18 protein-coding genes are annotated in these 19,626 nt (G+C 66.7%); 6 read left to right on the plus strand and 12 right to left on the minus strand.

Annotated elements, in window-relative coordinates; genetic code table 11:
• Positions 1–75: 75 nt before the first annotated feature.
• The 8 genes from M2352_RS11295 to M2352_RS11330 form a co-directional block, all read right to left on the minus strand.
• On the minus strand, positions 76–921 hold the full coding sequence (locus tag M2352_RS11295) for an ABC transporter ATP-binding protein (protein WP_264665342.1): 846 nt from the start codon (positions 919–921) through the stop codon (positions 76–78).
• A 93-nt stretch (positions 922–1,014) separates the two neighbouring features.
• Positions 1,015–2,295, minus strand: coding sequence for an ABC transporter substrate-binding protein (locus M2352_RS11300; protein WP_264664583.1), 1,281 nt, complete (start codon positions 2,293–2,295; stop codon positions 1,015–1,017).
• Between the two features lie 65 nt (positions 2,296–2,360).
• Entirely contained in the window at positions 2,361–3,434 is a 1,074-nt protein-coding gene (locus tag M2352_RS11305) for a branched-chain amino acid ABC transporter permease (RefSeq protein ID WP_264664584.1), read from the minus strand.
• 7 nt (positions 3,435–3,441) lie between these two features.
• Complete coding sequence (locus tag M2352_RS11310; protein ID WP_264664585.1) at positions 3,442–4,329, minus strand: branched-chain amino acid ABC transporter permease; 888 nt, start codon at positions 4,327–4,329, stop codon at positions 3,442–3,444.
• Between the two features lie 20 nt (positions 4,330–4,349).
• Positions 4,350–6,296 carry a long-chain fatty acid--CoA ligase gene (locus M2352_RS11315; RefSeq protein ID WP_264664586.1) on the minus strand — a complete coding sequence of 649 codons (1,947 nt, stop codon included), beginning with the start codon at positions 6,294–6,296 and terminating at the stop codon, positions 4,350–4,352.
• Positions 6,296–7,138, minus strand: coding sequence for an ABC transporter ATP-binding protein (locus tag M2352_RS11320; RefSeq protein WP_264664587.1), 843 nt, complete (start codon positions 7,136–7,138; stop codon positions 6,296–6,298). The genes M2352_RS11315 and M2352_RS11320 overlap by 1 nt, the downstream gene beginning before the upstream one ends.
• Entirely contained in the window at positions 7,135–8,025 is an 891-nt protein-coding gene (mmsB, locus tag M2352_RS11325) for a 3-hydroxyisobutyrate dehydrogenase (RefSeq protein WP_264664588.1), read from the minus strand. The genes M2352_RS11320 and mmsB overlap by 4 nt, the downstream gene beginning before the upstream one ends.
• Before the next feature lie 75 nt (positions 8,026–8,100).
• Complete coding sequence (locus M2352_RS11330; RefSeq protein WP_264664589.1) at positions 8,101–9,240, minus strand: isobutyryl-CoA dehydrogenase; 1,140 nt, start codon at positions 9,238–9,240, stop codon at positions 8,101–8,103.
• A gap of 246 nt (positions 9,241–9,486) precedes the next feature.
• Between M2352_RS11330 and M2352_RS11335 the strand changes: the two genes are divergently transcribed.
• From M2352_RS11335 to M2352_RS11355, 5 genes are all read left to right on the plus strand, one after another.
• Complete coding sequence (locus M2352_RS11335) at positions 9,487–10,197, plus strand: GntR family transcriptional regulator (protein ID WP_264664590.1); 711 nt, start codon at positions 9,487–9,489, stop codon at positions 10,195–10,197.
• Positions 10,198–10,327: 130 nt separating this feature from the next.
• Positions 10,328–11,875, plus strand: a complete 1,548-nt coding sequence (locus M2352_RS11340; protein WP_264664591.1) for a malonate--CoA ligase — start codon at positions 10,328–10,330, stop codon at positions 11,873–11,875.
• Between the two features lie 8 nt (positions 11,876–11,883).
• On the plus strand, positions 11,884–12,924 hold the full coding sequence (locus M2352_RS11345) for an enoyl-CoA hydratase/isomerase family protein (protein WP_264664592.1): 1,041 nt from the start codon (positions 11,884–11,886) through the stop codon (positions 12,922–12,924).
• 108 nt (positions 12,925–13,032) lie between these two features.
• Positions 13,033–13,266: a hypothetical protein gene (locus M2352_RS11350; protein ID WP_264664593.1), complete on the plus strand. Its 234-nt coding sequence runs from the start codon at positions 13,033–13,035 to the stop codon at positions 13,264–13,266.
• 15 nt (positions 13,267–13,281) lie between these two features.
• Complete coding sequence (locus tag M2352_RS11355) at positions 13,282–13,593, plus strand: type II toxin-antitoxin system RelE/ParE family toxin (protein WP_264664594.1); 312 nt, start codon at positions 13,282–13,284, stop codon at positions 13,591–13,593.
• Here the strand turns inward: M2352_RS11355 and M2352_RS11360 are convergent.
• The 4 genes from M2352_RS11360 to M2352_RS11375 all read right to left on the minus strand — a co-directional run bounded on the left by M2352_RS11360 (position 13,572) and on the right by M2352_RS11375 (position 19,147).
• Positions 13,572–14,321, minus strand: a complete 750-nt coding sequence (locus tag M2352_RS11360; protein ID WP_264664595.1) for a hypothetical protein — start codon at positions 14,319–14,321, stop codon at positions 13,572–13,574. The genes M2352_RS11355 and M2352_RS11360 overlap by 22 nt on opposite strands.
• A 35-nt stretch (positions 14,322–14,356) precedes the next feature.
• Entirely contained in the window at positions 14,357–17,482 is a 3,126-nt protein-coding gene (locus tag M2352_RS11365; protein ID WP_264664596.1) for an efflux RND transporter permease subunit, read from the minus strand.
• Positions 17,479–18,696: an efflux RND transporter periplasmic adaptor subunit gene (locus M2352_RS11370; protein ID WP_264664597.1), complete on the minus strand. Its 1,218-nt coding sequence runs from the start codon at positions 18,694–18,696 to the stop codon at positions 17,479–17,481. Before M2352_RS11370 ends, M2352_RS11365 begins: the two co-directional genes overlap by 4 nt.
• Positions 18,697–18,841: 145 nt before the next feature.
• Positions 18,842–19,147 carry a hypothetical protein gene (locus M2352_RS11375; RefSeq protein WP_264664598.1) on the minus strand — a complete coding sequence of 102 codons (306 nt, stop codon included), beginning with the start codon at positions 19,145–19,147 and terminating at the stop codon, positions 18,842–18,844.
• Positions 19,148–19,349: 202 nt separating this feature from the next.
• On the opposite strand from M2352_RS11375, the gene M2352_RS11380 reads away from it, so the two are divergent.
• A complete protein-coding gene (locus M2352_RS11380; RefSeq protein ID WP_264664599.1) occupies positions 19,350–19,601 on the plus strand; it encodes a hypothetical protein in 252 nt (83 codons plus the stop codon).
• Positions 19,602–19,626: the final 25 nt, after the last annotated feature.

Consider the following 19,626-nt stretch of genomic DNA (forward strand, 5'->3'; position numbering starts at 1 on the left):
ATCGCCGCTGACCGCGGCTCATGCCTGGATTCCCGCCTTCGCGGGAATGACGATGAGGGGTGGTTTCGGTCCTCTTCAGATCCACCGCTTGCGGCGCTTGAAGCTCTTGAGGTTCTTGAAGCTCTTGCGCTCCTCGTTGCCGCCGCCGAGGTAGAATTCCTTCACGTCCTCGTTGTTGGTCAGCTCGTCCGCGGTGCCGTCCAGCACCACCTTGCCGCTTTCCATGATGTAGCCGCTGGATGCCGCCTGCAGCGCCATGCGGGCGTTCTGCTCCACCAGCAGGATGGTGACGCCCAGGTCGCGGTTGATCTGGCGGATGATGGAGAACACCTCCTTCACCATCAGCGGCGACAGGCCCATGGACGGCTCGTCCATCAGGATCAGCTTCGGGCGGGCCATCATGGCGCGGCCGATGGCGAGCATCTGCTGCTCACCGCCCGACAGGTAACCGGCCAGCCCGGTGCGTTCCTTCAGGCGGGGGAAATAGTGGTAGACCATCTCGATGTCGTCCTTCACCCCGCCGTCGCGGCGGGTGAAGGCGCCGAGGCGCAGGTTTTCCAGACAGGTCATGTCGGCGATGATCCGCCGCCCTTCCATCACCTGAAAGATGCCGCGGCGGACGATCTGGTCGGGGTCGATGCCGTTAATGCGCTCGCCGGCGAAGGTGATGTCGCCCCGGGTGACCTCTCCGTCCTCGGTCTTCAGCAGGCCGGAAATGGCCTTGAGCGTGGTGGACTTGCCGGCGCCGTTGGCGCCCAGCAGGGCCACGATCTCCCCCTCCGGCACCTGAAGGCTGAGGCCGCGCAGGACCAGGATCACGTCGTTGTACACGACCTCGATGTTGTTCACCGACAGCAGGATGCGCTTTTCGGGTGCAGCGGCGGGTGCGGCCACCGCGGCGGTGGCCGGAACGGCGTTCATCATGGGGCGCCTCAGTGCGAAGAAAGAACCGCTCCCCCTCCCCCCGCCCCGGCTGGAAACGGGGGGAGGAGGAACACGGGACAGGTCAGCCGGTTACCAGCCCAGCCATTCCGGCTTGCGCGGCACGTCCACGGTGGCGGCCTTTTCCAGCTTGATCGTGCCCGACTTCACCAGATCGGCCACCGAGGCGCCGGTGTCGCCCGACACGTTGGCCTTGTAGAGATGGACGGTCAGGGTGCCGCGGTGGTCCTTGTCGGTCCACGACGACGGGTCGCACACGCCTTCCAGCCCCGCCGGCACCCAGTCCTTCTTCTGGTACATGCCCTTGCGGATGTTCGGGCCGGTGACGCCGCCGTTCTTGTCGGCCCATTCCATCGCTTCCTTCATGTAGAAGGCCGAGCAGATGCCGGTGACGTAATGCACCGGACGGTAGGCGTTGCCCGAGGCGTCGGAGATCTTGGAGATCGCCTGCACCAGCTTCATGCCCGGCGCGTCGCCGCCCCAGATGGCGCCGGTGCGCACGGGGAAGATCACGCCGCTGGCGGCCGACCCGGCGGCCTTCATGGCGTTCTCGTCCATGCCCCACACGTTGCCCAGGAACTGGACGGTGGCGCCCACGGTCTGGCACGCCTTCAAGACCGAGATGTTGGAGCCGGCGGTGTTGCCCAGATAGGCATAGTTGGCGCCGCTTTCCTTCAGCGTCAGGCACTGGGCGGTGTAGTCGCCGGGGGTCAGCGCGAACTGCACCGCCGGCAGCACGTCGAAGCCCAGTTCCTTGGCCAGCGACTCGCCCGCTTCCTTGGGCGCGTTGGGATAGGGGTGGTTGGCGCCCATGTGGACGTACTTGGGCTTGCCCGCCCCGCCCTTCTTGGCCCAATCGTCCTTGGCCCACAGCAGCATGGCACGCAGCGCGTCGGAGTATGACGGGCCGTAGAAGAAGTTGTACGGCGCGCCCTTGCTGTGGCCCGACCCGCCGGTCGGATCGGTCAGCGCCCCGGCGTAGGAACCGGAATAATACGGGATCTCGTCCTTGGCGACGAAGCCGGTCAGGGCTTCGGTGTCGGCGGTGCCCCAGCCCTGGATGGCTGCCACCTTGTCGCTGCCGCCCGACCACTTCTTGTACTGGCTGATGGCGCGCGGGGCCTGATAGGAGTAATCGACGGTTTCCACCGCCATGGCCTTGCCATTGATGCCGCCGTTGGCGTTGATGTAGGCCAGAGCATCGGCCACGCCCTGGCCGAACGGCTGGCCGACGTCGGAGGTGGCGCCGGAATAATCGGCCAGATGCCCCACCGGGATCTTGTCGGCGGCCAGAGCGCCGGACGCACCGAGAGCGATGGCGACACCCGCCAGCAGCGCCGTCTTCATGGTCATTGGTCGTTTCCTCCTGAATTCGATTGGTTTGTTTTGATTGGTGCTTTTGCTTGGTTTTGGCCCGCTCAGTGCGAGAACGGGTAGAGCTTCCAGTACGCCTTGATCTGCTTCCAACGGTGGGCCAGCCCGTCCGGCTCGAAAACCAGGAACAGGATGATGACCACGCCGATCGCCATTTCGCGCAGGAAGGCGATGGAGTCCTTCAGGTTCAGCATCCGGTCCACGGCGGTGCCCGACAGCAGGTCGGTGGACGCCTGCATCAGTTCCGGCAGCAGAACCATGAACGCGGTCCCCATCAGCGACCCCATGATCGACCCCAGACCCCCGATGATGATCATGCCGAGGAACTGGATCGAGAACAGGATGGTAAAGCCTTCCACCGAAACGAACTGAAGATAATGGGCATAGAGCGCACCGCCGATACCCGCATAGAAGGCGGATATGCCGAACGACATGGTGCGGTACTTGGTCAGGTTGATGCCCATCATTTCGGCGGACAGGTAATGGTCGCGCACCGCCACCAGCGCCCGCCCGTCACGGGTGCGCATCAGGTTGGTGGCCAGCAGGTACATGACCACCATGTAGAACAGCACCACGTAGAAGTAGCGGCCATCGGTGTCGAACACGAAGCCGAACAGGCTGAACGGCTCGGCGATGGTGCCGGCGACACCGCCGGTGAACCAGTTGGCCCGCGCGAAGAAGTCCTGAAGGATGTACTGCGCCGCCAGCGTGGCGATGGCCAGGTACAGCCCCTTCAGCCGCGCCGCCGGCACGCCGAAGATCATGCCCACCGCCGTGGTCAGCACGCCGGCCAGCGGGATGGCGAGCGCCACCGGGATACCGAACCTGTTGTTGATCCAGGCCGAGGCGAAGGCCCCGAACCCGAAGAAGGCGGAATGGCCGATGGATATCTGCCCGGTGAAGCCCACCAGGATGTTCAGCCCCAACGCCGCAATGCCCAGATAGCCGATCTGGATCAGCAGGTTGAGCCAGTAGCGGTCGAGGAAGGCCGGGGCCACCGCCAAGAGCACGATGCCCAGGATGGCGAAGTTGCGGCTGGTGGCCGTGGGAAAAATGGTGGTGTCGGTGGCGTAGCGGGTCTTGAAATCGCCGCACGGGATCATGCTGGTCGTGGTCATGTAGTCCTCACACCCGCTCGATGTCTTTGGTGCCGAACAGGCCGTAGGGCTTCACCATCAGGATGGCGATCAGCACGTAGAAGGGCGCGATTTCGTACATGTTGCCGAAATTGAGCCACTGGCTGTCCACGTAATGGGCCATGTTCTCCAGCAGGCCGACGATCAGGCCGCCGACCACCGCCCCCACCACGCTGTCCAGGCCGCCCAGGATGACGGCGGGGAACACCTTGATGCCGAAGAACGACAGGGCCGACGACACGCCGTTGACCACGCCCACCACCACGCCGGCCACCGCCGACACCATGGCGGAAATCGCCCAGCTCATGGCGAACACCTGCCGGACCGAGATGCCCAGCGACTGCGCCACCTGCTGGTCGAAGGCGGTGGCACGCATGGCAAGCCCCATCCGGGAGAATTTGAAGAACCACCCGAACCCGGCCATGATCAGGATCGAGATGACCAGACTGACCACATAGACCGTCTGCACGTCCAAACCGAACACGTTGACGGTGGGGCTGGCGAAGATGGCCGGGAACGGCTTGGCGAACACGCCGAACATCCACTTCATCAGCGCCTGGAAGAAGATGGACAGGCCGATGGTCACCATGATGACCGAGATGATCGGCTCGCCGATCATCGGGCGCAGCACCACCACCTGCAGCACCACGCCGAAGATCATCATGAAGGCGAGCGTTATGGGGAACCCGATGTAGAAGGGCAGTTGCCAGTGGGTCAAAAGCCACCAGCAGGCCCAGGCGCCGATCAGCAGGAATTCGCCCTGGGCGAAGTTCACGATGCGGCTGGCTTTGTAGATCAGCACGAACGACATGGCCACCACGCCGTACAGCGCGCCGACGATCAGTCCGTTGACCAGAAGTTGGAACAACAGGTTCATGGGGCGTTTCCTCCCGCCACTCAGGCCGCGACCGGGGCGGGCTTGTTCGTCGCCGCTTTTCCGCCGGTGGGCAGCAGATCGACCACGCGCAGCGTTGTGCGGATGCGCTGCTTGGTGCCGTCCTGGAATGCGATGGTGGTGTCCACGTCGATGGTGGACTGGTCCGCGTACACCGCGTCGATGATGTCGCCGTATTTCTCGGCGATGACGCCGCGGCGCACCTTGCGGGTGCGGGTCAGCTCGCCGTCGTCGGCGTCCAGTTCCTTGTACAGCAGCAGGAACTTGGAGATGCGCTGGAACTCCGGCAGCGTGGCGTTGACCTTCTCCACCTCCTGCCGCAGCAGGTCATAGACTTCCGTCTTGGACGACAGGTCGGAGTATGTGGTGAAGGCGATGCGGTTCTTTTCCGCCCACTTCGACACGATGGGGAAGCGGATGCAGATGATGGCGGACAGGTAATCGCGCTGGTTGCCCAGGATCACCGCCTCGGCCACATAGGGGCTGAACTTCAGCTTGTTTTCGATGTACTGCGGGCTGAAGCGGTCGCCCTTGGCGGTGGTGGCGATGTCCTTGATGCGGTCGATGACGACCAGATGCCCCTTCTTGTCGATGAAGCCGGCGTCCCCGGTGTGCATCCAGCCGTCGCGCACGTCGGCATTGGTCGCCGCCTCGTTCTTGTAATAGCCGGCGAACATGTTGGGGTGGGTGGCGACGATCTCGCCCATGCCGTTCTGGTCGGGGTTCTCGATCTTCACCTGCACGCCCGAGTCAAAGGGCACGCCCACGGTGTCGAAATCCACGTCGGTGCCGCGGTGGACCGTGTAGGCCCCCATGGTTTCCGTCTGGCCGTAGATCTGGCGCAGCGGCACCCCCAGCGCCTGGAAGAAGCGGAAGGTGTCCGGCCCCAGCGCCGCACCGCCGGTCGCCGCCGATTTCAGGTTGGAGAAGCCCAACCGATCGCGCAGCGCCCGGTACAGGATCTGGTCCGCCAGCCCCGACCGGCGCTTTTCCCCCAGCGCTTCCAGCCCCAGCTTCATGCCGTAGTCGTAGAGCTTCTGCTTGAAGGGGGAGGCGTCCATCATGCGCGCCCGCACGTCCGCCGCGATGGCTTCCCACAGGCGGGGCGCGAACAGCACGAAGGTCGGGCCGATCTCGCGGAAGTCGTTCATCATCGTCTCGGCTTCCTCGACGAAGTTCACGCGCATCCGCGTCAGCATGCCCATGCCGACCGCGTACACCTGCTCCATGATCCACGACAGCGGCAGCACGGAGACGTATTCGTCCTCCGGCCCCTTGGGGTCGGCGGAGACATAGCTGGCGCAATGGCGCAGCAGCCGCCCTGACGGCAGCATCGCCAGCTTCGGGTTCGACGTGGTGCCCGAGGTGGTGCAGAGGATGGCCACATCCTCGCCGCGGGTCTGGGCCACCAGCTCGTCGTACAGGTGCGGTTCGCGGGCCGCCCGCGCCTGCCCCAGCCGGACCAGTTCGTCCGCCGGCATCAGCCGCGGATCGGAATACTTGCGCATGCCCCGCGGGTCGGAGTAAATGATGCGGTGCACACCGCCCAGGCGGTCGCCCAGGTTCAGGAGCTTGTCAACCTGCTCCTCATCCTCAGCGAAGATCACCCGTACGTCGGCGTATGTGATGAGGTAGGAGACTTCCTCGTCCAGCGCGTCGCGGTAGATGCCCAGGCTCATGGCGCCGATGGCGTGGGCGGCGATTTCCCCGCCCACCCAGTCGGGGCGGTTGTCGCCGATCAGCGCCACCACGTCGCCGCGCTTGGCGCCCAGTTCCAGCAGGCCGAGCGAAAAGGCCCGCACCCGGTCGTGGAACGCCGCCCAGGTGATTTCCTTCCAGATGCCGAAGTCCTTTTCGCGCAGGGCCACCGCGGAGCCATGGTCACGGGCGTGCAGCGCCAACAGCTTCGGCAGGGTGTCGTAGGTGTCGAGATTGGGAATGGTGGACATCACGCAACCTCCTGCTGCTGGGGAGCGGCGGGCGCCTCCTCCACGTCGTCCTCGCCCAGATAGGCGGAGCGGACGCGGGGATCGGCCAGCACCTCTTCCGGTTTGCCCTCGGCGATCTTGCGGCCGAAATCGAGCACGATGACCCGGTGGGAGATGTCCATCACCACACCCATGTCGTGTTCGATCATCACCACGGTCATGCCCCACTCCTCGTTCAGATCGACGATGTAGCGGGCCATGTCCTCCTTTTCCTCCAGGTTCATGCCGGCCATCGGCTCGTCCAGAAGGATCAGGTCGGGTTTCAACGCCACCGCGCGGGCCAGTTCGACCCGCTTGCGCAGGCCGTAGGACAGGGTGCCGGCGGTCGCCTTGCGCACGTGCTGGATTTCCAGGAAGTCGATGATCTCTTCCACCTCGCGCCGGTGGGCCAGTTCCTCCTTACGCGCACCGGTGAACCAATAGAGGGCGCCGGTCAGGAAATTGTTCTTAAGCTGGTTGTGGCGCCCGACCATGATGTTGTCGAGCACGGTCATGTGACCGAACAGCGCCAGATTCTGGAACGTGCGCCCGATGCCAAGGGCCGCGCGCTGGTTGGGGGCCATGGGTGTCACGTCCTGGCCCTTGAAGAACACCTTGCCGTCGGTCGGGCGGTAGCGCCCCGAGATGCAGTTGACCATGGAGGTCTTGCCCGCACCGTTCGGCCCGATGATGGAGAACAGCTCACCCTTCTTGATCGAGAAGCTGACATCCGTCAGCGCCCGCACGCCGCCGAAGCGCAAGGAGACGTCCCGCGCTTCGAAAATGGGGGTATCGGTGCCCCCGGTCACCGGGGGCGCGCTCATGAGCGGCCCCGGAGCATGTTGACGATGCCGGAGAAGTCCACGCCGGCATTGCCCAGGTTGCAGAACAGGGTGTAGAGCTGCGCCGCCTCGGCCCCCAGCGGCAGGGACGCGCCGACACTCTGGCCGGCGTCAACCGCCAGCTTCAGATCCTTCAGCATCATCGCCGCGGCGAAGCCCGGCTGATACTCGCGGTTGGCGGGCGAGGTGGGCACCGGCCCCGGCACCGGGCAATAGCTGGTCAGCGACCAGCACTGGCCCGACGATTTGGACGAGATGTCGAACAGCTTCTGCGCGTCCAGCCCCAGCTTTTCGGCGAGCGCGAAGGCTTCCGACACCCCGATCATGGAGATGCCGAGCAGCATGTTGTTGCAGATCTTGGCCGCCTGACCGTTACCGGGACCACCGGCATGAACGATGGTCTTGCCCATGGCCTCCAGGATCGGGCGGGCGCGTTCGAACGCCGCGTCGTCGCCGCCGACCATGAAGGTCAGCGTGCCCGCCGCCGCCCCGCCGACACCGCCAGACACCGGGGCATCGACCATGGCGTGGCCTGCCGCCGTGGCCGCCGCCGCCACCGCGCGGGCCGAGGCCACATCGACGGTGGAACTGTCGATGAACAGACTGCCGGGCTTGGCCGCGGCGATCACCCCACCCTCGCCCATATAGACCGCGCGGACATGGGCGCCGGCCGGCAGCATGGTGACCACCACCTCCGCCCCCGCGGCGGCGTCCGCCGGGGAGGCGGCGACACCGGCCCCGGCCTCTTTCGCCGCGGCACAGGCATCCTGCGCAAGGTCATAGGCCAGGACCGTGTGGCCTGCCTTCAACAGGTTGCGCATCATCGGCGCACCCATGTTGCCGAGTCCGATAAAGGCGATCGTCGCCATATGTTCCTCCCAGAACGTGCGGCCGGTCCCCTTTGCCCGCCGGAGAAGGGGCGGGGCCGGTGTTTCTTGCTGTTTTCAACCGCCGGTGAGCTGGCGGGCGATAATCACGCGCATGATCTCGTTGGTGCCTTCCAGGATCTGATGAACGCGCAGATCACGGAAGATGCGCTCGATGGGGTACTCTTTGATGTAGCCGTAGCCGCCGTGAAGCTGGAGCGCGTCGTTGGCGACCTGGAACCCGGTGTCGGTGGCGAAGCGCTTGGCCATGGCGCACTGCACCGTGGCCTCGGGCGAACGGGCGTCCAGGCTGAGGGCCGCGCGGTGCAGCATCAGCCGGGCGGCGTCAAGCTCGGTCGCCATGTCGGCCAGCTTGAACTGCAGCGCCTGGAAGGCGCTGAGCGGCTTGCCGAACTGCTTGCGCTCGCGGGTGTAGGCCACCGCCTGTTCCAGACAGAAGCGCGCACCGCCGATGGAGCAGGCGGCGATGTTCAGACGCCCGCCGTCCAGCCCCTTCATGGCGATCTTGAACCCCTCCCCCTCCGCACCGATCAGGTTTTCGGCGGGGACGCGGCAATTGTCGAAGATCACGGCGGCGGTGGGCTGGCTTTTCCAGCCCAGCTTGTGTTCCTGCTTGCCGAACGACAGGCCGGGGGTGCCCTTTTCCACCACGATGCAGGAGATGCCCCCCGCCCCCTCCCCGCCGGTGCGCACCATGCAGACGTACACGTCCGACACGCCGCCGCCGGAGATGAAGGCCTTGGACCCGTTCAGCACGTAATGGTCGCCGTCGCGCACGGCGCGGGTGCGCAGCGATGCCGCATCCGACCCCGCCCCCGGTTCGGTCAGGCAGTAGCTGGCGAACTTCTCCATGGTGGTCAACGCCGGCAGCCAGCGGTGGCGCTGGCCGTCGGTACCCCAGGTGTCGATCATCCACGACGCCATGTTATGGATCGAGATGAACGCGGCGGTGGAGGGGCAGGCGGCGGCCAGCTCCTCGAAGATCACGGCGGCGTCCAGCCGGCCCAGCCCCGAGCCGCCCACGTCGTCACGCACATAGATGCCGGCGAAGCCAAGCTCCGCCGCCTTGCGCAGCGTATCCACGGGGAAGATCGAGTCGTCATCCCAACCGGCGGCGTAGGGGGCCATTTCCCCCTGCGCGAACTCCCGCGCCGCTTCGCGGAACGCCAGCTGATCCTCGGACAAGCGCATGTCCATCGGTTCTGTCTCCCTAGCCTCGGGCCGCTTGGTGGTCCGGTGCCTTGTCCGGGCGCCGGTTTTCCGGTCATCCCGCCCGGTGGTCCGTGTCCGGCCGCCGGGTTTCTTTCCTTGGACACAGAGGTAACACAGCGCATACCCCTTGTCCACATTCTGTATACACCGCCGTACGGTTTTGTGTTCTTATTGCGGAAAGGGTACAACGCGCGCGGAAAAACCGCGCGTGGTACAGGGAGGGTAGCGTTCATGTCCGACAAGGCTGTGCTGGAGAGGGCCGACAAGGCCGCACCGGACAAAAAGTCGGCCACCCGCGCCGACGAAGTCCGGCTGGCAATCGAAGAAGACATCTTTCTGGGCCGCCTGCGCCCCGGAACCCGGCTGGACGAAGAGAGCCTGGCCCAGCGGTTCAATATCTCCCGCACCCCGATCCGGGAGGCGATTCTCCAGCTCGTCCATGCCGGTCTGGTGGAAAAGCAGCCCCGCCACGGCGCCGTCGTCGCCCCGCTCAAGCTCCACCGCATGGTGCAGATGTTCGAGGTAATGTCGGAGATCGAGGGCCTGTGCTGCCGCTACGCCGCCCGGCGCATGTCGGACGAGGAAAAACAACAGCTTAAGGAACTGCACGAGACATCCCGCGCCCATATGCAGGCCCGGCGCCTGGACGAATATTATGCCGTCAACCGGGCGTTCCACGAGGCGGTGCAGGCCGGCAGCCACAACGAGCCGCTTCAGGACATCGCCCGCGGCCTGTTCGTGCGGCTGGCCCCCTACCGCCGTTATCAACTGAACCATCCCTCGCGGATTCAGGACAGCTTCGACGAGCACGACGCGGTGGTCGAATCGATCCTGGCCGGCGACCCGGAGGGGGCGTATCAGGCCATGCGCCGCCACGTGACCATCCAGATCGACATCTTCGCCGAATTCGTATCAATCATGGGCGGGCAACAAATACAGTAGCATGGTATTTTGTATACAATACCCTGGCGCTCCGTCGGCGCCTGTGCTACTCCGCTGATACGGAGAACCGTCCGCATAACGGCCAAACCAAAAATCACACCGCAAAAAATCACACGAGGGAGAAACGCCCATGGTCGGATCAGCACCCGCCGGAACCATCGGCAACATCTATGACCTGTTCCGGTCCCGCTTCCCCGCCGACCTCTCCCGCCCCTTTCTGGAAACCGAGGACGGGGGCGTCTTCACCTATGGCGATCTGCACACGCTGGCCGGGCGTTACGCCCGGCTGCTGACCGACCTGGGCCTGAAGAAGGGCGACCGGGTGGCGGTGCAGGTGGACAAGTCGCCGGAAACCGTCGTGCTGTATCTGGCCACCGTGCGCGCGGGCGGCGTCTACCTCCCCCTCAACGCCGCCTACACCCCGGCGGAGGTGGATTACTTCCTGAGCGACGCCACCCCGCGGGTGTTCGTCTGCCGCCCCGGCACCGAATCGGTGCTCCAGCCCATCGCCGACAAGGCGGGGGTGGGCACGCTGCTGACGCTGGGCACCCGTGGCGACGGCACCCTGCCCCAGCGCGCCGCGGACCTGGACCCCGACTTTCCCACCGTGGCGGTGGGGGACGACGACATGGCGGCCATCCTCTACACCTCCGGCACCACCGGGCGGTCGAAGGGGGCGATGATGAGCCACCGCAACCTCGGCTCCAACGCCCTGACGCTGCACCAATACTGGGGGTTCCGGCCCGGCGACGTGCTGCTGCACGCCCTGCCCGTCTTCCACACCCACGGGCTGTTCGTCGCCACCAACTGCGTGCTGCTGAACGGCGGCAGCATGATCTTCCTGCCGAAATTCGACGCCGATCAGGTGCTGTCGCTGCTGCCGCGCGCCACGGTGATGATGGGCGTGCCCACCTTCTACACCCGCCTGCTGGCCCATCCCGGCCTGACGCGGGAGGCGGTGGCGCACATGCGGCTGTTCATTTCCGGCTCCGCCCCGCTGCTGGCCGACACCCACAAGGAATTCTCGGCCCGCACCGGCCACGCCATCCTCGAACGCTACGGCATGACCGAGACCGGGATGCTGACCTCCAACCCGCTGGACGGCGACCGCATCCCCGGCACCGTCGGCTTCCCGCTGCCCGAGGTGGAGTTGCGGGTGGTGGACGACCAGGGCACGGCGCTCGGCACCGACGCGGTGGGCATCATCGAGGTGAAGGGGCCGAACGTGTTTTCCGGCTATTGGCAGATGCCGGAAAAGACCAGACAGGAAATCAAGCCCGACGGCTTCTTCATCACCGGCGACGTGGGCAAGGTGGACGCCCGCGGCTATGTCCACATCGTGGGCCGGGCCAAGGATCTGATCATCTCCGGCGGCTACAACGTCTACCCCAAGGAGGTGGAGACGGTGATCGACGCCATCGACGGCGTGGTGGAATCCGCCGTGGTCGGCGTGCCCCACCCGGATTTCGGCGAGGGGGTGGTGGCCGTCGTCCTGCGCCGGCCCGGTGCCGCGGCCCCGGACGAGGCGGGGGTGATCGCCGTCTGCAAACAGCAGCTTGCCAACTACAAGATGCCCAAGCGGGTGTTCTTCGTCGATGAGCTGCCGCGCAACACCATGGGCAAGGTGCAGAAAAACCTGCTGCGCGACCAGCACACCGGCCTGTTCACGGGGAAATAAGACCAGCCATGAGCGAACCCACCGTCCTGTTCGAGACCCGCGGCGCCATCGGCCGCATCACCCTGAACCGGCCCAAGGCGCTGAACGCCCTGACGCTGGAACAGATCCGCCAGATCGACCCGGCGCTGCGCCGCTGGGCCGCCGATCCGGCCATCGCCGCCGTGGTGATCGACGGGGCCGGTGACCGCGCCTTTTGCGCCGGGGGCGACATCCGCGCGCTCTACGACGCCGCGGTGGCGGGGGACGAAGCCTTTCTGGTGGATTTCTACCGGGAGGAATACACCCTCAACCGCCTCATCAAGACCTACCCCAAGCCCTATGTGGCGCTGCTGGACGGCATCACCATGGGCGGCGGCGTCGGGCTGTCGGTCCATGGCCGCCACCGCGTGGCGACGGAGCGGATCACCTTCGCCATGCCGGAAACCGGCATCGGCTTCTTCCCCGACGTGGGCGGCACCTATTTCCTGCCCCGCTGCCCCGGTGCGGTCGGCACCTACCTCGGCCTGACCGGCGCGCGGCTGAAGGTGGCCGATGCGCTCTACGCCGGCATCGCCACCCACGTCACCCCGTCGGACAAGCTGGGCGACCTGCTGGCCGCCCTGGCCGACATCCCCGCGGGCGGTGACGCCGACGGGGATGTGGCCGCGGTGCTGGCCCGTTTCCACCAGGACCCCGGCCCCGCCCCGCTGGCAGCCCGGCGGGAGGCCATCGACCGGCTGTTCGCCGGCACCACGGTGACGGCGATCAAGGCAGCACTCGCCGCCGACGCCGACCCATGGGCGGCGGAAACGCTCGCCACCCTGAACACCAAGTCGCCGACCGCCGTCGCCGCCACCCTGGAACAGCTTCGCCGGGGCAAGACGCTGGACTTCGACGACGCCATGCGGCTGGAACTGACGCTGGGCGTCCACATGGCGCTGGCCCCCGACTTCCGCGAAGGGGTGCGCGCGGTGATCGTGGACAAGGACAACGCCCCCCAATGGCAACCGGAAGGCCCGGTGGCCCACTGGTTCGAACCGGGTCCGGTCCGGCTGGAATTTCCGGCGTAACGGAACGGAACAGTAATAAAGCCCCGCCCGAAACGGCGGGGCTTTTGCCATGTTGCCGGGGCCTGTGTTTCCTGACAGGATGATCATCACCGACAGCGGAGGCGACGGATGGCAAATCTTGGTTTCGGGACAGTCCGCCCGGCAGGACCGGGCAAGGCCACCGAGTCCGCCGAACAGCGCGTCTCCCGTCTTGCCCGCGAGCAAGCCTTGCTCGATGAAGCACGGGATGAGTTTCGGCAGGGCCTCACCATGGATGAGGACGAGGTTACGGCGTGGCTTGATGCGCTGGGCAACGGCGACCCGCGTCCTCTGCCCCGTGTGTACCGCAGCGGGCAAAATTAAAGGGTTTGGCGGGCTGTGGTCTGGAAGGTCACACCGTCACCCGCAGCCTTGCGCGATCTTGATGCTATTCAGCGATGGCTCTTGCAACCCGGGTCGGGCGTAACCGCCAGGGCCAAGCTTCGACGATTGATCAATTCCATACGCCAGCTTGAACACACACCTGAACGGTGGCCTGCCGGCGATCATCCGGGCGTCCGGGAAATTCCCGTGGAAGGCTGCCGGGTGATGTACGAGGTTCACTCCGGGATGATAACAGCCCAGGGCGTGGCCGGAACGGTGCGCATATTGCGTGTTTTTGGCCCCGGTCAGGACCGCTCGGCCCTTTGAGCCGGCCCCTCACCCCGCCCGTTTTCGGGCGCAAAGGCGGCACCGCCCGCCACCGCCTCCAGGGTCCGCATCACCCCATCCTTGCCCCCATTCGCGGCCATCCACTGGAGCACACGGCACACGGCGTCAGCGTAGATCATCGGCTCCTTGCCCGCCCGCACGTTCCAGTCGGACGGGTCGGCGGGCAAGGGCGCATCGGTCTGCCGCACACACCGTTCCGCCGGGGCCGCGCCGGGCTTGAGGTAACGCTCATCGCCCGAAAGCAGAACGGCAACCCCCTCGTCGAACCACGCCGGGAAGGCACCGGACAGCAGCGCCCACACCCCGATCCGCCGGTGCAGTTCCACATGCGAGAATTCATGGGTGAGAATCACCGGGTTCAGCCCCCGCGGCGAGGCTTGGATGACCGTCGCCAGCGGGGTTGACAGCGTGACCGCCCGGGCACCCCGCCCGCCCATCCGGCGGTCGCAGTCCTCGGTCGAGCAGGCGACCAGAAACGGGATGCGCTCAAAGGCCCCATAGAACGCCTGAACCTCCGTCCGCGCCGCCGCGGCGTCCCGCAGCAGGTCGGCGCGCTGGGGCGCCGGCATCGCCCGGTCAACGATTACGCGGGGGGCCGCGGCTTCCATCCCATAGCACGGCGGGCAGATCGGGGCCGCCAGCGCCGGATAGGCATAGGCCCCCCCGCCCAAGGCCACCACGCCCACCAGCGCGGCAGCGGTCAGCACGAACCGGGCAATCCTGCGCAAAACGTCCCCTCCCCTCATTCCCCCGGCATGGGCGCCGATCCCGGCGGGACCGGGGCCGGACCGCCGCGGCGCAGGCGGTTCAGCGCATCGCCCAGGCTTTCCATGAACAGGTACAGGACCGGCGTGATGTAGAGGGTCAGCATCTGCGACACCACCAGACCGCCGACCACCGCCAGCCCCAGCGGCTGGCGCAGTTCCGCCGACGCGCCGAAGGCCACGGCAATGGGCAAGGTGCCCATGATCGCCGCCATGGTGGTCATCATGATCGGGCGGAAGCGCAGCAGGCACGCCTGTTCGATGGCATCGCGCGGGCTCATGCCCTTTTCACGCTGTGCGGCGATGGCGAAGTCGATCATCATGATCGCGTTCTTCTTGACGATGCCGATCAGCATCAGGATGCCGATGATGGCGATCACGCTCAGCTCCTGCCCGAACACCACCAGCGTGCCCAGCGCCCCCAAGGCCGCCGAGGGCAGGCCCGACAGGATGGTGATGGGGTGGATGAAGCTTTCGTACAGCACCCCCAACACGATGTAGATCACCAGCACCGCGGCCAGCAGCAACAGGCCCTGGCTCTGCTGGGCATCCTGGAACACCTGGGCCGTGCCGGCGAAGCCGGTGCTGATGGTGGCGGGCAGGCCGATATCCTGCTCCACCTTGCGGATGGCCTCCACCGCTTCGCCCAGCGAGGCGCCGGGGGCGAGGTTGAACGACAGGGTGACGGCGGGCATCTGCCCCTGGTGGTTGACCGTCAGCGGCCCCGCCGTCCGCTCCACCCGCGCAAAGGCGTCCAGCGGGATCAGCTTACCGGTGCTGGAGCGCACATAGATGCGCGACAGGGCGGTGTCGTCCTGCTGATACAGCGGGTCCAGCTCGATCATCACCGCGTAATCGTTGCTGGGGGTGTAGATGGTGGACACCTGCCGCTGGCCGAAGGCGCTGTAGAGGGTGGCGCGCACCTGATCCACCGCCACGCCCAGGGTCGCGGCCTTTTCCCGGTCGATGCGCACGAACGCCTGCGGGTTGTTCAGTTGCAGGTCGCTGGTCACGTCCTGCATCACCCGCACGTCGTGCATCGCCCGTTCCAGGCGGTTGGACCATTGGAACAGCTCGTCCAGATCCAGCCCCTGGAGCGTGTACTGATAGGCACTCTTCGACGACCGGCTGCCCAGGCGCAGGTTCTGCACCGGCTGCATATAGACCTGGATTCCCGGCAGCCGGGCCAGCGACCGGCGCAGCTCCTGGATCACCTGCGTGGCGCGGGGACGCTCGTCGCGGGGCTTCAGGTTGACGAACAGGCGGCCGGAATTGACCGTGGCGCTGATCCCCCCCGACCCCACCGACGACGTGACCGTCGCCACCGCCGGATGGGCCTGGATGATCTCCGCCACCGCCTTCTGCCGCTCGACCATGGCGGGGAAGGAGATGTCGGGCGCCGCCTCGGTGGACACCGTGATCTGCCCGATATCCTCTTCGGGAAAGAACCCCTTGGGCACGGCCTGGAACAGCAGCACGGTGCCCACCACCGTGGCGATCATCACCAGCCCCATGACGCCGCGGTGGCGCAGCGCCCAGCGCAGGGTGACGGCGTAGCCGTGCAGCAGCCCGTCGAACCCCCGTTCAAGCGTCCGCCCGAACAGGTTCTCCTGCTGCCCATGCAACTCGCGCTTGAGGAAACGGGAACACAGCATGGGCGTCAGCGTCAGCGACACGAAGGCCGACGCGCCGATGGCCATGGTCACCACCACGGCGAATTCGTGAAACACCCGGCCGACCACGCCCCCCATCAGCAGGATGGGGATGAACACCGCCACCAGCGACAGGGTGATGGACAGGATGGTGAAGCCGATTTCCCGCGCGCCCGTGATGGCGGCGTCGAACGGCCGCATCCCCTCTTCGATGTAGCGGACGATGTTTTCCAGCATGACGATGGCGTCGTCCACCACCAGCCCCACCGACAGCGTGAGCGCCAGGAGCGAGATGTTGTCGATGGAAAAGCCGAAGGCGTACATGCCGGCGGCGGTGGCGATCAGCGAGATCGGCACCGCCAGCGCCGGGATCAGCGTGGCCGGCAGGCGCCGCAGGAACAGGAAGATCACCAGCACCACCAGAACGATGGTGAGCGCCAGGGTGAACTGCACGTCCTCCACCGCCTCGCGGATGGAGGTGGAGCGGTCGTTCATCGGCTCCAGCACCGCGTTGGCCGGAAGCTGAAGCCGGAACTGCGGCAGCAGCGCCTTCACCCGGTCCACCACCTCCACCGTGTTGGCGTCGGGCTGGCGCTGGACGGCCAGCACGATGGCGCGGGTGCCGTTGTACCAGCTTGCCGTGCGCACGTTCTCCACGCTGTCCAGCACGGTGGCGATGTCGCCCAGCCGCACGGGCGCGCCGTTGCGGCTGGATATGATCAACTGCCGGAACGCCGCGGCATCGGGAAGCTGAGGGTTGGAGGCGATGACGAGCTGCTGCCGCGCCCCCGACAGGGTGCCGACCGGCGTGTTGGCATTGGCGGCGGCCAGCGCCTTCTGCACCTCGTCGATGCCGATGCCGCGGGATGCCAGCGCGTTAGGGTCCACCTGCACCCGGACCGCGTATTTCTGCGAGCCGTAGACCATCACCTGCGCCACGCCGGGCAGGGTGGCCAGCCGCGGCTGGATCAGGGTTTCGGCATAATCGTTCAATTGCGACAACGGCAGGACCGGCGACGACAGCGCCAGCAGCAGGATCGCCTGATCCGCCGGGTTGACCTTGCGGTAGCTGGGCGGGGTGGTCATCTCCTCCGGCAGCCGGCGCTGGGTACGGGCGATGGCCGCCTGTACGTCCGCCGCCGCCGCGTCGATGTCGCGGTCCAGCGCGAACTGGATAGCGATGGAGGTGGAACCCAGGCTGGACGAGGAGGTGATGGCGTCGATGCCGGCGATGGTGGAGAATTCCCGTTCCAGCGGCGTGGCGACCGACGCCGCCATGGTCTCCGGGCTGGCACCGGCCAGGGTGGCCGACACGTTGATGACCGGGAAATCCACCCGCGGCAGGGCCGCCACCGGCAATTGCCGGTATCCCGCCAGCCCCGCCAGGATCAGCGCCGCGGTCAGCAGGATGGTCATGACCGGGCGGCGGATGCACAGCTCCGACAGGTTCACGACACCCCTCCCTTGGCCGGGGCGGCGGAGGCGCCCTGCCCCGGCCCCTTGTCCTTGCCGCCCGGATCCTTGCCGCCCGGATCCTTGGCCGCCTCGCGGTCGCTGACCGGCGCGCCGGGGAACAGGCGGGACTGGCCGTCGGTGACCACCGTTTCCCCCTCGCTCAGCCCCTTGGCGATGACGGCCACGCCGTCGGCGTAGCGGGTGACCGACAGGGGCCGCATCTCCACCGTCTTGTCCGGCTTGACCACATAGGCGAACGGCCCCTGCTGTCCGGTCTGCACCGCGGGAGCGGGAACGGTCAGTGCGTCGGCGTCGATGCGCAGGGTCAGCACCACGTCCACGAACTGGCCGGGCCACAGACGGGTGTCGGCGTTCTCGAACGTGCCCTTGGCCAGCACGGTGCCGGTCTGCTGGTCCACCTGGCTGTCGATGAAGGTCAGCGCCCCTTCCGCCGGCGGGCGGGTGTCGCCGGGGGCGCGGGCGGTGACGGCCAGGGTGCCGCCGGCCATCGCCTCGCGCACGCCGGACAGATGGCGTTCGGGGATGTAGAAGGCCACCTGGATGGGCCGCAACTGGGTCAGGCTGACCAGGGGGGTGGCGTCGGCGGCGCGCACCGAACTGCCGGGCTTCACGCCCACGGTGCCGGTGCGCCCGTCCATGGGCGAAAAGATGCGGGTGTAGCCCAGCGCGATGCGGGCGCTGTCGATGGCGGCCTGATCGGCCTTGACCGTCGCCTCCAGCCCGTCCGCCGCGGCGACCGCGGCGTCGTACTGCTGGCGGGCCACGGCGGCGCGCTTCAAAAGCTCGGAATAGCGGGCGACGTCGCCCTTGGCCTTGTCGAACTGGGCGGTGTCGCGCTCCAGATTGGCTTCCGCCAACCGGAGCTGGGCCTTGAGGCTGCGGTCGTCGAGGGTGAAGAGAAGGTCGCCGCGGCGCACCTCCTGCCCTTCGGTGAAATGAACCGTGTCCACCACGCTGTCCACGCGGGCGCGCACGGCCACGGTGGCGAGCGGCTGGGCCGAGCCGACGGTGGCGAAACGCTCAGGCACCGCCTGCCGCGCCACGGGCTTCATCACGACCGGAACGGCGGAACGGCCCGCGGGCTTGGCCACCGACGGCGGCGGGCTGGCGTCGGGATGGGAACCGAACCGCCAATATCCAGCACCTGCCACCAGCGCCACCAGCGCCACACCGATCAAAAGACGCCGCATATCCCCGAACCCATATGCCTGGAACGGCTTTTCCGACAAAAGCCCTGGGGGTCACCATGCCGCAGATCCTTGCCCCGCAAAACATCCGTAACACGCTGTAACAAAAATTTGCGGGGAAGCCTGCCCCGGACGGGGGCGGTCACAGTCAGGCATATTCGGGGTCACGCACCGACAACACGGTCCAGTTGCCGTCGATGACCGTGGCCGGAGACCGGGCGGAACCGGACGGACGGGCGGCGGGCGCCGCCTGGGCGGGACTCCGGCGGGCCGCGGAGGCCGCCCTGGTGAACAGGCGGGCAAGGCCGACACCGGCCATCACGCCGAACGACACCATGGCGGCAATCAGGCCGACCACCACCGCCGCTGGCAGCATCAGCACGGTGAACCAGCCGGGCACCTGGTCCAGGCGGCTGGAGGAACGGGCGGAGCGGGTGGTGAAACGAGACGGCATGACCTTCTCCCTGATTGGTGCGGTCATGGCCACAACAGCCATGGACAGGCTGCCATCCTGACGGCGGCCGTCTTGCGTCATGATGGGCGGATCATGAAATGCACGTCATGTTCGGGCCGCGGGCGCGGCCTGCATTTCCAAAGCCCGCACCGCCCCATGATATGGTACGCATGCGGCCCCGACCATCAGGAGGGCAGGAATATTGGCCCGGTTTCCGTTCCGCTGGTACAAGGTTTACTTCGTCCGTCCCATGCCGGGTGCCAGACCCGGACGGCCCGAACGTGACCTCTACACCGAAACATTGCGCCGCTTTATTTCCGAAAACGGGCTGGCGGGCGAGCTCAATACAATCGCTCCCTCGGCGGGATTCGGAATAATGGAAGTTCATTGCACAGAAAAGCTGGCTTCGCGCCTTACCGATCTGTCGGAAGTCGAAACGGTGCAGGAGCGCTAGGCATCTTTGCCGCATCCCCATCTTC

The sequence above is a fragment of the Azospirillum fermentarium genome (assembly GCF_025961205.1).
In the GTDB taxonomy this organism is placed as follows: Bacteria; Pseudomonadota; Alphaproteobacteria; order Azospirillales; family Azospirillaceae; genus Azospirillum; species Azospirillum fermentarium.